At 72.6% G+C, this 12,913-nt stretch carries 10 protein-coding genes and 1 tRNA gene; 4 read left to right on the top strand and 7 right to left on the bottom strand.

The features are described from left to right. On the bottom strand, window positions 1-486 hold the full coding sequence (locus ACZCLJ_RS02560) for a MarR family winged helix-turn-helix transcriptional regulator (protein ID WP_251151147.1): 486 nt from the start codon (window positions 484-486) through the stop codon (window positions 1-3). A gap of 166 nt (window positions 487-652) precedes the next feature. On the opposite strand from ACZCLJ_RS02560, the gene ACZCLJ_RS02555 reads away from it, so the two are divergent. Next, the gene (locus ACZCLJ_RS02555; RefSeq protein ID WP_463105349.1) at window positions 653-2,566 is read left to right on the top strand and encodes an ABC transporter ATP-binding protein; all 1,914 of its coding nucleotides are present in this window, start codon (window positions 653-655) and stop codon (window positions 2,564-2,566) included. A gap of 119 nt (window positions 2,567-2,685) precedes the next feature. Here the strand turns inward: ACZCLJ_RS02555 and rpsA are convergent, their stop codons facing one another. Both rpsA and ACZCLJ_RS02545 read right to left on the bottom strand, forming a co-directional pair. Beyond that, entirely contained in the window at window positions 2,686-4,179 is a 1,494-nt protein-coding gene (gene rpsA / locus ACZCLJ_RS02550; protein ID WP_463105348.1) for a 30S ribosomal protein S1, read from the bottom strand. A 211-nt stretch (window positions 4,180-4,390) separates the two neighbouring features. Further along, complete coding sequence (locus tag ACZCLJ_RS02545) at window positions 4,391-5,416, bottom strand: 6-phosphofructokinase (RefSeq protein WP_251151150.1); 1,026 nt, start codon at window positions 5,414-5,416, stop codon at window positions 4,391-4,393. Between the two features lie 218 nt (window positions 5,417-5,634). On the opposite strand from ACZCLJ_RS02545, the gene ACZCLJ_RS02540 reads away from it, so the two are divergent. Then, the gene (locus ACZCLJ_RS02540) at window positions 5,635-6,492 is read left to right on the top strand and encodes a class I SAM-dependent methyltransferase (protein WP_463105347.1); all 858 of its coding nucleotides are present in this window, start codon (window positions 5,635-5,637) and stop codon (window positions 6,490-6,492) included. Window positions 6,493-6,497: 5 nt separating this feature from the next. Here the strand turns inward: ACZCLJ_RS02540 and polA are convergent, their stop codons facing one another. Further along, window positions 6,498-9,203: a DNA polymerase I gene (polA, locus tag ACZCLJ_RS02535; RefSeq protein WP_463105346.1), complete on the bottom strand. Its 2,706-nt coding sequence runs from the start codon at window positions 9,201-9,203 to the stop codon at window positions 6,498-6,500. Between polA and ACZCLJ_RS02530 the strand changes: the two genes are divergently transcribed. Beyond that, window positions 9,202-9,663 (top strand): hotdog fold thioesterase, encoded by a 462-nt coding sequence (locus ACZCLJ_RS02530; protein ID WP_251151153.1) that lies wholly within the window; start codon window positions 9,202-9,204, stop codon window positions 9,661-9,663. The genes polA and ACZCLJ_RS02530 overlap by 2 nt on opposite strands. A gap of 24 nt (window positions 9,664-9,687) precedes the next feature. Here ACZCLJ_RS02530 and ACZCLJ_RS02525 read toward each other — a convergent pair whose 3' ends face one another. Continuing rightward, window positions 9,688-10,353: a GNAT family N-acetyltransferase gene (locus tag ACZCLJ_RS02525; RefSeq protein WP_251151154.1), complete on the bottom strand. Its 666-nt coding sequence runs from the start codon at window positions 10,351-10,353 to the stop codon at window positions 9,688-9,690. Between the two features lie 240 nt (window positions 10,354-10,593). Beyond that, window positions 10,594-11,217 (bottom strand): ANTAR domain-containing response regulator, encoded by a 624-nt coding sequence (locus ACZCLJ_RS02520; protein ID WP_251151259.1) that lies wholly within the window; start codon window positions 11,215-11,217, stop codon window positions 10,594-10,596. Between the two features lie 183 nt (window positions 11,218-11,400). Between ACZCLJ_RS02520 and ACZCLJ_RS02515 the strand changes: the two genes are divergently transcribed. Next, window positions 11,401-11,474 (top strand) — tRNA-Leu (locus ACZCLJ_RS02515). A gap of 26 nt (window positions 11,475-11,500) precedes the next feature. Here the strand turns inward: ACZCLJ_RS02515 and ACZCLJ_RS02510 are convergent. Then, window positions 11,501-12,862 (bottom strand): M1 family metallopeptidase, encoded by a 1,362-nt coding sequence (locus ACZCLJ_RS02510; RefSeq protein ID WP_251151155.1) that lies wholly within the window; start codon window positions 12,860-12,862, stop codon window positions 11,501-11,503. Window positions 12,863-12,913: the final 51 nt, after the last annotated feature.

Raw genomic sequence — 12,913 nt, 5'->3', positions numbered from 1 at the left:
TCAGGCGGTCCCCTCGCCGGCGACGGCCCGCAGCAGCCGCAGGAGCTCGCGCCGGTCCTCGGCGTCGAGGCGGGCGAGCAGCGTTCCCGCGCTGGACGAGCGTTCCGCCCCCACCTGCCGGACGACGTCCCGGCCGAGCGGGGTGAGCTCGACGAGGGTCGCGCGGCGGTCGAGCGGGTCGGGCGTGCGGCGCACGAGCCCGGCGGCCTCGGCGTCGTCGACCTTCGAGGTCACCGACCGCGGCGCGACGTCGAGCGCGGCCGCGACCGCGCCCAGCCGGCACGGACCGTCGCAGCGGGCGAGGTGGCGCAGCATCCGGAACTGGCCGGGCGTGGTCCCTGCCGGCTCGAGACGCTCGCTCGCCTCGCGCCGTACGGTGCGCAGGGCGGCGTGCAGCAGCGACAGGAACTCCCCCGCCTCGTCCTCGCCGGCGTCACCGTGCGAGGAGGCGCCTCGCGCGGGGTGCTCGACGTCGTGATGGGTCACGAGCCGAGCGTACCCGCGCCGCGGCCTCTTGTGTCATCCCCTCATAGTGAGTTAGACTCAGCATCATTCGCGCGAGAGGCCCCGCCCCCACGAGGTGCCCGCGCCCGCAGACCGGCGACCCACGCCGCCGCGGACGACCAGCGCTCCCTACCCCACGGGAGGCCAGATGACGTACCCCACTTCCTTCTCCGGACCCGGCTCCGGCGGCGGGCGCGGCATGCGCTCGTTCCGCCAGGACTCCGCCGTCGCCCACAAGCGGCTGCACCGCGGCACCGTGCGCCGCGTCCTCACCTTCGCGCGCCCGTACCGGCGACAGCTCGCCGTGTTCCTCGCGCTGATCTCCCTCGACGCCGCCGCGGGCGCCGTCACTCCCCTCCTCTTCCAGCGGATCATCGACGACGGGATCGTCGAGGGACGCGTCGACGTCGTCGTGAGGTTCGCCCTCGTCGCCGCCGGGCTCGCCGTCCTCTCGGGCGGCCTGGGCGTCGTCCAGCGCTGGTTCTCCTCGCGCATCGGCGAGGGCCTCATCGTCGACCTCCGGACCGCCGTTTTCGACCACGTCCAGCGCATGCCGCTCGCCTTCTTCGCCCGCACACGGACCGGCGCGCTCGTGCAGCGCCTCAACGGCGACGTCCTCGGCGCGCAGCAGGCGTTCACGTCGACGCTGTCGAACGTGTTCTCCAACCTCCTGACGGTCGTCTTCGTGCTCGCCGCGATGCTCTCGATGTCGTGGCAGCTCACGCTCCTCGCGCTCACGCTGCTGCCCGCGTTCGTCCTGCCCGCCCGCTGGGTGGGCAGGCGTCTCGCCGCGATCACGCGGGAGAGCTACGAGCTCAACGCCGAGGCCGCCCAGACGATGAACGAGCGGTTCAACGTCGCCGGCGCGCACCTCGTCAAGGTGTTCGGCGACCCCGAGCGCGAGTCCGAGCGCTTCGCGACCCAGGCCGGTCGGGTGCGCGACATCGGCGTCAAGCAGGCGATGTACGGGACGGTGTTCCGCGTCGGTCTGACCGTCGTCGCGTCCGTGGCCGTCGCCATCGTCTACGGGCTCGGCGGCGTCATGGCGATCGGCGGCTCCCTCACCGTGGGTACCGTCGTCGCGCTCACCGCCTACCTCGGCCGGCTCTACGGGCCCCTGACGGCGATGTCGAACGTCCAGGTCGACGTGATGACCGCGCTCGTCAGCTTCGAGCGCGTCCTCGAGGTCCTCGACCTCGAGCCCACGGTCGTCGACGCGCCCGACGCCGACGACCTCTCCGCCGACGTCGCGCGCCGCGGCGCGAGCCTCGAGCTCGACGGCGTGCGGTTCCGCTACCCGTCGGCCTCCGAGGTCTCGCTCGCGTCGCTCGAGTCGGTCGCGCTCGACGGCGTGGACGCCACGACCGACACGCTGACCGACGTCTCGTTCTCCGTCCCGGCCGGTGCGATGGTGGCGCTCGTCGGCGCGTCCGGCGCGGGCAAGACCACCGTGTCGCAGCTCGTCACGCGCATGTACGACCCGACGAGCGGTGCCGTCCGGATCGCCGGCCGCGACCTGCGCGACGTCACGCAGGAGAGCCTGCACGACGCCGTCGGCGTCGTCACGCAGGAGGCGCACCTCTTCCACGACACGATCGCCGAGAACCTGCGCTACGCCAAGCAGGACGCGACCGACGCCGAGATCGAGGCGGCGCTGCGCCGCGCCCACGTGTGGGACGTCGTCGCCGCGCTGCCGTCCGGCATCGAGACGGTCGTCGGCGACCGCGGCTACCGCATGTCCGGCGGGGAGCGTCAGCGCCTCGCGATCGCGCGCGTCTTCCTCAAGGCGCCGGACGTCGTCGTGCTCGACGAGGCGACGGCGCACCTCGACTCGGGGTCCGAGGCAGCGGTCCAGGCCGCGCTCGCCGAGGCGCTGCGTGGACGCACGTCGCTCGTCATCGCCCACCGCCTGTCCACCGTGCGCGAGGCCGACCTCATCGTCGTGCTCGACGCGGGCCGCGTCGTCGAGACGGGCACGCACGCCGAGCTCCTCGCGCGGCAGGGTCGGTACGCCGAGCTCTACCGCACGCAGTTCGCGGACTCCGCGGTCGCCGTGGCGTGACGCGCCACCGGCCGTCGAGCACGCCCCGACGACCGCCGAGACACGGCGAAGGCCCGCCACGCCGAGGGGTGACGGGCCTTCGTGCTGTCCGCGTCGCGACCCGACGGGCCGCGGACGGATCAGTTGCCGGTGAGCTTCTCGCGCAGAGCGGCGAGCGCCTCGTCCGAGGCGAGCGTGCCCGTCGCCTCGGCGGCCGGGGCCGACGAGTACGAGGAGCCGCTGCCCGCGGACGACGACGAGGAGGACGACGAGGACGAGTCGGAGCCCGACGGGGTCTCGTAGTCGGCCTTGAGCGCCTCGGCGACCTGCTTGCGGTGCGCCTCCCAGCGCTCGTGGGCCTTGGCGTACTCCGCCTCCCACGCCTCGCGCTGGGTCTCGAAGCCCTCGAGCCACTCGTTGGTCTCCGGGTCGAAGCCCTCGGGGTACTTGTAGTTCCCCTGGTCGTCGTACTCGGCGGCCATGCCGTAGAGCGCGGGGTCGAAGTCGTCCGACTCCGGGTCCACGCCCTCGTTGGCCTGCTTGAGCGACAGCGAGATGCGGCGACGCTCGAGGTCGATGTCGATGACCTTGACGAAGACGTCGTCACCGACGTTGACGACCTGCTCCGGCAGCTCGACGTGACGCACGGCGAGCTCGGAGATGTGCACGAGGCCCTCGATGCCGTCCTCGACGCGCACGAACGCACCGAAGGGGACGAGCTTGGTGACCTTGCCCGGGACGACCTGACCGATCGCGTGGGTCCGGGCGAACGTCTGCCACGGGTCCTCCTGCGTCGCCTTGAGCGACAGCGAGACGCGCTCGCGGTCGAAGTCGACGTCCAGGACCTCGACCGTGACCTCCTGGCCGACCTCGACGACCTCGGAGGGGTGGTCGATGTGCTTCCAGGAGAGCTCGGACACGTGCACGAGACCGTCGACGCCGCCGAGGTCCACGAACGCACCGAAGTTGACGATCGAGGAGACGACACCGGGGCGCACCTGGCCCTTCTGCAGCGTCTGCAGGAAGGTGGAGCGGACCTCGGACTGCGTCTGCTCGAGCCACGCACGGCGCGAGAGCACGACGTTGTTGCGGTTCTTGTCGAGCTCGATGATCTTCGCCTCGATCTCCTTGCCGACGTACGGCTGGAGGTCGCGGACACGACGCATCTCCACGAGGGACGCGGGCAGGAAGCCACGCAGACCGATGTCGAGGATGAGGCCGCCCTTGACGACCTCGATGACGGTGCCGGTGACGACGCCGTCCTCTTCCTTGATCTTCTCGATCGTGCCCCAGGCGCGCTCGTACTGCGCACGCTTCTTGGACAGGATCAGACGGCCTTCCTTGTCCTCCTTCTGGAGGACGAGGGCCTCGACCGCGTCGCCGACGTTGACGACCTCACCGGGGTCCACGTCGTGCTTGATGGACAGCTCGCGGGAGGGGATGACGCCCTCGGTCTTGTAGCCGATGTCGAGAAGGACCTCGTCGCGGTCCACCTTGACGATCGTGCCTTCGACGATGTCACCGTCGTTGAAGTACTTGATAGTCGCGTCAACGGCGGCGAGGAAGTCCTCCTCGGTGCCGATGTCGTTGACGGCAACCTGGGGTGCGGACTTCGCGGGGGTAGAGATGGTCATTGAGTTCGATGCTCCGATGCGGACAGGGAAGTCGAGCGGATAGGGAGTGTGCAGCCGCCCTGACGCGGACGACGTGCACGGTTGTGGTGGCGTGAGGCCTGACGACAGGCGCAAGGCACCGCCGTCCATCCTACGCGCGGCGGGTCACGAGGGTCAACGCGGGCCCGGTGGCTGCCCGGGAGCCCGTCCCGAGGCCGCCTCCGGGCGGACATCAGGCGAGGACGCGCGCCACGCGCAGGAGCTCCGCGGGGACGCGCTTGGGCCGCCCGGCGACCTCCGCGAGCGGGACGAGCTCGACGCGCTCGCCGCGCAGCGCCGTCATGACACCCGTCGTCCCGGCGCTCACGGCGTCGACCGCCGCGACCCCGAACCGGCTCCCGAGGATGCGGTCCGTCGGCGTCGGCTCGCCGCCGCGCTGCACGTGGCCCAGCACCGTGAGGCGGGTGTCGAAGCCGGTGCGCGCCGAGATCTCCGCGCTCACGCGCTCGCCCACGGACCCGGCGACGATCTCGCCGAACCGCCCGAGCTGCTGCGTGAACTCCATCGACGACCCCTCGCGCGGCACCGCGCCCTCGGCCACGACGACGATCGAGAAGTTGGCGTGGGCGCGGTGCCGGTGGCGCAGGAACTTCACGACCTGGTCGATGTCGAACGGCTCCTCGGGAGCGAGGACGACCTCGGCACCGCCGGCGATGCCCGCGTTCACCGCGAGCCAGCCGGCGTGACGACCCATGACCTCGACCACCATCACGCGGTTGTGGCTCTCCGCCGTCGTGTGCACGCGGTCGAGCGCCTCGGTCGCGATGTTCACCGCGGTGTGGAAGCCGATCGACAGGTCCGTGCCCTCGACGTCGTTGTCGATCGTCTTCGGGATCGCGACGATCGGCACCCCGGCCTCACCGACGCGGCTCGCGGCGTGCAGCGTCCCGTCACCGCCGATGCAGATCATCGCGTCGAGCCGCTCGGCCTCGACGGTCGCGAGCACCGCGTCCATGCTCCCGTCCTCGGCGCTCGGGTGGAACCGGGCGGTGCCGAGCAGCGTCCCGCCCACCGGCAGCACGTTGCGGATGTCCTGCCGCCCGAGCGGGTGGACGTCGCCGTCGACGACGCCCCGCCATCCGTTGCGGAAGCCGATGATCGTGTGCCCGTACTCCCCCGTCCCCTGCTTCACCACGGCACGGATCGCCGCGTTGAGCCCGGGGCAGTCGCCGCCGCCCGTGAGAAGTCCGATCCGCACCTGGTCCTCCGTCTCGTCGTCGGTGCACCCTCGGCGCACCCTGCTCGGCGAGACGGAGGCGCTGCCCCCGCGGCGCCGCGTCCGCCACCACCCTAGTCACGTGGGCGACCCCACCCGTGGCGCGTCCTGCCATCCGGGCGCGGCGGAGACCAAGGTCCCGGGCGCGACGGGACGACGTCCTTCCGGTCGCCGTCTCGCCGGCGGGCGAGAATGGCCGCATGCCCTCGCACCCTGCAGGTCACGACCAGCACCGACCCGCGGCACCGGCCGCACCCGGTCCCGTCGCGCACGTCGGCTACCGCGACGTCTCCGACGCCGACGGCGGCGGCGCCGGCCGGTCCTGGTGGGACGCGAACGCCGCCGAGTACCTCGACGAGCACGGCGACTTCCTCGGCGCGACCGACTTCCGCTGGTGCCCCGAAGGGCTGCGCGAGGAGGACGTCCACCTGCTCGGCGCCGTCGCCGGACGCCGGGTCCTGGAGGTCGGCGCAGGAGCCGCGCAGTGCTCGCGCTGGCTCGCGGCCCAGGGAGCCCTCGTCGTGGCGACCGACGTGTCGGGCGGGATGCTCGCCGCCGGCGCCGAGCTCGACCAGCGGAGCGGGGTGCACGTCCCCCTCGTCCAGTCCGACGCGCGCCGCCTGCCGTTCGCCGACGGGACGTTCGACGTCGCGTTCACGTCGTTCGGCGCGATCCCCTTCGTGCCCGACGCCGACGCCGTCCACCGCGAGGTCGCGCGCGTCCTGCGACCCGGGGGGACGTGGACGTTCTCCGTCACGCACCCGTTCCGCTGGGCGTTCCCCGACGACCCCGGCGAGCACGGCCTCACGGCGAACCGGTCCTACTTCGACCGCCGCCCGTACGTGGAGTCCGACGACGCGGGACGGGTCGTGTACGCGGAGTACCACCGGACCCTCGGGGACCACGTGCGCGACGTGGTCGCAGCGGGGCTGGTCGTGACCGACGTCGTCGAGCCGGAGTGGCCGGACGACAACCCCGAGGTGTGGGGCGGGTGGGGGCCCGTGCGCGGTGCGTACCTCCCCGGGACGGCGATCTTCCGCACGCGTCGACCCGGCTGAGCCCGTCAGTGACCGGCGTCGTGCCAGGTCGACCCTGCGCCGACGGACACGTCGAGCGGCACGTCGAGCTCTGCCGCGGCGCCCATCTCCGTGCGCAGCAGCTGCTCGACCTCGTCCCGCTCCCCCGGCGCCACCTCGACCACGAGCTCGTCGTGCACCTGGAGCAGGAGGCGCGAGCGCAGCCCGCGCTCGTCCAGCGCACGCTGGACGCCGAGCATCGCGACCTTGATGAGGTCGGCGGCGCTGCCCTGGATGGGCGCGTTGAGCGCCATGCGCTCGGCCATCTGCCGACGCTGGCGGTTGTCGCTCGTCAGGTCCGGCAGGTAGCGCCGACGACCGAGGATGGTCGCGGTGTACCCCGTCGCGCGCGCCTCGTCGACGACGCCCGTGAGGTAGTCCCGCACCCCGCCGAAGCGCTCGAAGTAGTCGTCCATGAGCTTCTGCGCCTCGCCGACCTCGATCGTCAGCTGCTGCGAGAGGCCGAACGCCGAGAGCCCGTAGGCGAGCCCGTAGGACATCGCCTTGATCTTGGACCGCATCGCGGGCGTCACCTCGGCGGCGGGCACCTCGAAGACGCGCGAGCCGACGTAGCTGTGGAGGTCCTCGCCCGAGCGGAACGCCTCGATGAGGCCCTCGTCCCCCGACAGGTGCGCCATGATCCGCATCTCGATCTGGCTGTAGTCCGCGGTGAGGAGCGTCTCGTACCCCTCCCCGACGACGAACGCGCGCCGGATGCGGCGGCCCGCCTCGGTCCGGATGGGGATGTTCTGCAGGTTCGGCTCGGTCGAGCTGAGCCGGCCGGTCGCGGCGATCGTCTGCTGGAACGTCGTGTGGATGCGGCCGTCGTCCGCGACGGACTTGAGCAGGCCCTCGACGGTCTGGCGCAGGCGTGACGCGTCGCGGTGCGCGAGCAGGTGCTCGAGGAACGGGTGCTGGGTCTTGACGAAGAGGTCCGCGAGCGCCGACGCGTCGGTCGTGTACCCCGTCTTGATCTTCTTCGTCTTGGGCATGCCGAGCTGGTCGAACAGCACCTCCTGGAGCTGCTTGGGCGACCCGAGGTTCACCTCCCGCCCGATGACCGCGTAGGCCTCGGTCGCGGCCGTCACGACGAGGTCGCCGAAGTGCCTCTCGAGCTCGGTGAGGTACTCCACGTCGGCGGCGATCCCGGTCCGCTCCATGCGCGCGAGCACGCCGGTCAGCGGCAGCTCCAGGTCGGTCAGGAGGTGCCCGGCCCCGCGGTCGTCGAGCTCGCCGGTGAGGACGTCCGCGAGCTGGGCGACGGCGAGCGCCCGCACCGCGTCGCGCTCCTGCTCGCCGTTCCCGTCGAGCGAGAGGTCGAGCGCGCCCTGCGCCTCGTCGCCCGCCGCGGTGTCCGGACGCAGCTCGCGGTGCAGGTGGCGCACGACGAGGTCCCCGAGGTCGTAGCCCCGCTGGTCGGGATGGCACAGGTACGCGGCGAGCTCGGTGTCGAACGTGACGCCGCGCAGGTCGAGGCCGCGCGCGGCGAGCTCGTGCCAGGCGGACTTCGACCCGTGCACGACCTTGGGGCGGTCCACGTCCGCGAGCCACGCCGCGAGCGCCTGCTCGTCCGCCGGGGCGAGGTCGGCGAGGTCGAACGCGACGGCCGACCCCGCGTCGTCGGACAGGGCGAGCGCCCAGGCGTCGCCGCCCGCGGGCACGGCCTTCCCGGAGACCTCGACGCCGAGGCGGCGCGCCCCGTGCTCCGCGAGCCATGCGCCCAGACCGCCGGGGACCACGTCCGCCACGTCGACGTCGAACCCTTCCTCGGTCTCGACCTCGCCCTCGGGTGCGATGGCGAACAGCCGGTCGCGCAGCGCGCGGAACTCGAGCGCGTCGAGCACCTGGTGCACGGCCTCCCGGTCCCACGGCCGCGCCGCGAGGTCGTCCGGCCCGACGGGCAGCTCGAGGTCGCACAGGAGCGCGTTGAGGCGACGGTTGAGCCGAACCTGCTCGACGGCGGCGCGCAGGTTCTCGCCCGCCTTGCCCTTGATCTCGTCGGCGCGCTCGAGCAGCGCCTCGAGGTCGCCGTAGGTCGTGATCCACTTCGCGGCGGTCTTCGGCCCGACGCCGGGGATGCCGGGCAGGTTGTCCGACGTCTCCCCCACGAGCGCCGCGAGGTCGGGGTACCGCTCGGGCGGCACGCCGTACTTCTCGACGACGGCCGCGGAGTCCATGCGCGCGAGCTCGGAGACGCCCCGCTTCGGGTACAGCACCGTGACGTCCGGCCCGATGAGCTGGAACGAGTCGCGGTCGCCGGAGCAGACGAGGACCTCCATGCCCGCGGCGGCGCCCTGCGTGGCGAGCGTCGCGAAGATGTCGTCGGCCTCGTAGCCCTCGCGCTCGAGCGTCGGGATCCGCAGGGTCTCGAGGATCTCCTTGATGAGCGGGACCTGTCCCTTGAAGGGCTCGGGGGTCGACTCCCGCGTGCCCTTGTAGCTCGGCAGGACCTCGGTGCGGAACGACTGACGACCGGCGTCGAACGCCACCGCGACGTGGGTGGGCTCCTCGTCCCGCAGCAGGTTGATGAGCATCGACGTGAACCCGTAGACGGCGTTCGTGTGCTGGCCCGTGGTCGTCGAGAAGTTCTCGGCGGGGAGCGCGAAGAACGCGCGGTAGGCCATGGAGTGTCCGTCGATGAGCAGCAGGCGGGGTCGCGCGGAGGTCGTCACGGGTGCCAACCTATCGTCCATGACCGACACGCACGGTGCCGACGGCGCCCGCCCAGCCCCCGCCGCTCCGGACGCCCCGCGGCACGCCTACGAGGCCCTCGGGCTGCGGACGGAGGGGACGCTGATCGAGCGTCTGGGCATCGAGCTGGAGGACGTCGCGATCGACCGGGTGACCGCTCGGATGCCCGTCGCCGGGAACACGCAGCCGGCCGGTCTGCTCCACGGCGGAGCCTCGGTCGCGCTCGCCGAGACGCTCGGGTCGGTCGCCGCGCAGCTGCACGCCGGGCCCGGCAGGGCCGCGGTCGGCATCGAGGTCAACGCGACGCACCACCGGTCCGCACGGGACGGGTGGGTGCACGGCGAGGCGGTCGCGGTGCACCGGGGCCGCACGACCGCGAGCTACGAGATCGTGGTGTCGGACGACGCGGGTCGACGTGTGTGCACGGCTCGGCTCACGTGCATGATCCTCGACCTGCCCTGAGCCCGGCAGGTCCGATCGGGAGGATCAGCCGGTCAGGGTGCCGTGATCGGCGGACGGCGGCGCGAGGTCCGCGCGACGGCGGTACTCCGCCTGGAAGTCGCGCAGGTCCACCGGGCCGCTCATGCCCTCGGTGCGCGCGCGACGTCGGCGCGCGATGAGGTCCTCGAGAGACCGCGTGCCCCGCCGGGCGGGCGCGAGGTCGGCGGCGAGCCGGCGCTGGAGCACCGCGGTCTGCACCACGCGGTGGCCGGCGACGGGACCGAAGCCGAGCCGGGAGAGGAAGCGCTGCACCCCGCGCGAGCCCGGGATGGGCACCGAGTAGACGTGCGACGCACCGGACGACGCGGCGAGCTCGGCGGTCGCGCTGAGCAGGGCGTGGCCGACGCCGCGGCGTCGGGCGTCCTCGCCGACGTACACGGCCTCGACGTACAGGCTCGGCTCGTCGGCGAAGAGGTGGGGCTCGAGCACCCGGGCGAGGACGAACCCGACGGGACGGCCGTCCTGCAGCGCGACGAGCACGTTCCCCCCGGGGAGCGCGAGGAGCACCGAGAGGTGGCGGACGAGCCGGTCCATGTCGGGTGCGCAGATCTGCGCGCCCGACGCCGACTCGGAACGGGCCTCCGCGCACAGCGCGGCGACACCCGGCAGGTCGTCACCGACCGCTGGTCTGACCTCGACTGCTTGGCGCACCGCGCTCCTCCTCGTTCTCACCGTGGTCCGACGGCACAGGGAGGACGTGGGGCGTGAGAAGGTCCACGTCGCTCTGGTACGAGACGACAGCTGCCGATGGCTGCCGACCGAGCACTACGTGGCGACCGCGTTCACCGCCCCGGAAACAACTGGACGCCAGTCCAAGACGATAGCCCTGTTACCTGGGTGTGACAAAGGCCCAGATCAGCGACCTCTGATACCGCGGTCACCCGAGAAGGGTCAGGCGCCGCCGACCTGCTCGATGACGGCGTCCGCGACCTCGCGCATCGTGAGACGCCGGTCCATCGACGTCTTCTGGATCCAGCGGAACGACTCGGGCTCCGACAGACCCATCTTCGTCATGAGCAGACCCTTGGCACGGTCGACGCGCTTGCGCGTCTCGAACCGCTCCGCGAGGTCGGCGACCTCGGACTCGAGCGCCGAGATCTGCGAGTAGCGCGAGATCGCGATCTCCACGGCCGGGAGCAGGTCCGCCGGGGTGAAGGGCTTGACGACGTACGCCATGGCCCCCGCGTCCCGGGCGCGCTCGACGAGCTCGGCCTGCGAGAACGCCGTCAGCAGCACGACCGGCGCCGCGTGGGCCTTGCCGATCTGCTCCGCCGCGGAGATGCCGTCGAGCTCGGGCATCTTCACGTCCATGACGACGACGTCCGGCTTGAGCTCGAGCGCGAGCTTCACGGCGGTCGCGCCGTCACCGGCCTCGCCGACGACGTCGAAGCCGGCCTCGCGCAGCGTCTCCACGACGTCGAGGCGGATGAGCGCCTCGTCCTCGGCGACGACTGCGCGCCGTGCGGGACGACCCGTCGACGGCGGCGTCGTCTCGACGGGCTGGGGCTCGAGCATGGGGGGCAGGTCGAGCGGCTGCTTGTCCGCGGGCTGCGCTGTCTGGTCACTCACGCTGCTCATCGTAGTGCGCCCCACCCCGTGCCGCCCCCGGGTTTCACCCCCGGCGCAGTGTGATTCTCGCTCCACCTGGGCCGTGTGGTTCGATGGAGCCGCGCGCCGCCGGCACGACGGCGGCGCGATGCCCCGGTAGCCCAACCGGCAGAGGCGTTCGGCTCAAACCCGATCCAGTGTGGGTTCGAATCCCACCCGGGGCACCTCAGCACCGCTCCCCGCGGCGCCGTCACGACGTCCGTGCGGCGGGCAGCTCCGGCAGGTGCGCATCGAGCAGCCAGGCGTCGAGGAGCCGGTCCACGTCTGCCCCGCCCTCGCGCAGCGTCCCCCGGAGGTCAGCGGTCGTCACCGAGCCGTGCCGGTAGGTCGACGTCCAGCGCTGCAGGAACGCGAAGAAGTCGCCGTCGCCGAGCGTCAGACGCAGGGCGTGCAGCGTCAGGGCCCCACGCTTGTACAGACGGTCGTCGAACATGAGGTCCGGCCCGGGGTCGGCCAGCACGAGGTCCTGCGGCAACGACGCGAGCCGCGCGCGAGCACCCCGCGCGTGCGCGTCGGCGCTCTCGCGGCCCGCCTTCTCCGACCACAGCCACTCGGCGTAGCACGCGAAGCCCTCGTTCAGCCAGATGTCCTGCCAGCGGGCGACGGACACGCTGTTGCCGAACCACTGGTGGGCGAGCTCGTGCGCGACGAGCCGGTCCCAGGTCCCGTCCCCGTCGAGGTGGTTGGCGCCGAAGATCGACAGTCCCTGCGCCTCGAGCGGGATCTCGAGGTCGTCCTCCGTGACGACGAGCCGGTAGCCCTCGGCGAACGGGTACGGCCCGAACATCGCCTCGAACGCGCTCATCGTCTCGGCGTGCCGCGCCAGGTCGTGACGCACGGCGTCCCGCTGCGACGCGTGCGCGAGGGCGGTCTGGGCGACGGGGGGCCGGACGGCGTCCAGGAGGCCGGAGAGGCCGGACCTGCGGCCGACGTCGAGGTCGTCGAACCGGCCGACGACCACGGTCGCGAGGTACGTGCACATGGGTGCGGTCGGGCCGAAGCGCCACGTCCGCGTCGACGCCCTGCGGGACACGCCGAGCAGCGGACCGTTGGCCGCCACCGCGTACCCCGCGTCGGTCGTCACCGTGATCTCGAACGTCGCCTTGTGCGCGGGCGTGTCGTTGCACGGGAACCAGGTGGGCGCGCCGTCGGGCTGGCCCGCGACCAGCGAGCCCTCCGTGAGCTCCTCCCAGCCGACGTCGCCCCACGGCCCGATCCACGGCCGGGGCCGCCCGCCGTAGACGACCTCGACGCGCAGCGCGGTGCCCCGCACGGCGACGCGCCCCAGCCGGACCGTCAGTCTCCCGCCGGCGTGCCCGAACCGCGCCGGGGCGCCGTCGACGGTCACGCGCGTCGCCTTGAGGTGGACGAGGTCGAGCTCGACGACGTCCACGTCGGCGTCCAGGACGACGTCCAGGATCGCGACGCCGTCGAGACGGTTGGGACGCACGCGGTACGCCAGCTCGAGCCCGTAGCGGTTCACGTGGTGGTCGGACGTGCCGCGGTGCGGGGCGTAGGGGTCGGGGCCGTTCAGCGATCGACGGTGAGCCACGGTCGGGCGTCCTCCAGGGTCGGGTCCGCCGCATCGTACGTGAGGACGGGC

Source organism: Cellulosimicrobium sp. So1_17, assembly GCF_055181235.1.
The sequence above is the reverse complement of the archived record's forward strand: the minus strand, read 5'-3'. Positions and strand labels throughout refer to the sequence as shown.

Excerpts from the sequence above, each read along its gene's own strand:
- polA (WP_463105346.1), bottom strand. The coding sequence starts at position 9,203 with ATGGACGATAGGTTGGCACCCGTGACGACCTCCGCGCGACCCCGCCTG.
- ACZCLJ_RS02530 (WP_251151153.1), top strand. The coding sequence starts at position 9,202 with ATGACCGACACGCACGGTGCCGACGGCGCCCGCCCAGCCCCCGCCGCT.
- ACZCLJ_RS02555 (WP_463105349.1), top strand. The coding sequence starts at position 653 with ATGACGTACCCCACTTCCTTCTCCGGACCCGGCTCCGGCGGCGGGCGC.
- ACZCLJ_RS02540 (WP_463105347.1), top strand. The coding sequence starts at position 5,635 with ATGCCCTCGCACCCTGCAGGTCACGACCAGCACCGACCCGCGGCACCG.
- rpsA (WP_463105348.1), bottom strand. The coding sequence starts at position 4,179 with ATGACCATCTCTACCCCCGCGAAGTCCGCACCCCAGGTTGCCGTCAAC.
- ACZCLJ_RS02520 (WP_251151259.1), bottom strand. The coding sequence starts at position 11,217 with ATGCTCGAGCCCCAGCCCGTCGAGACGACGCCGCCGTCGACGGGTCGT.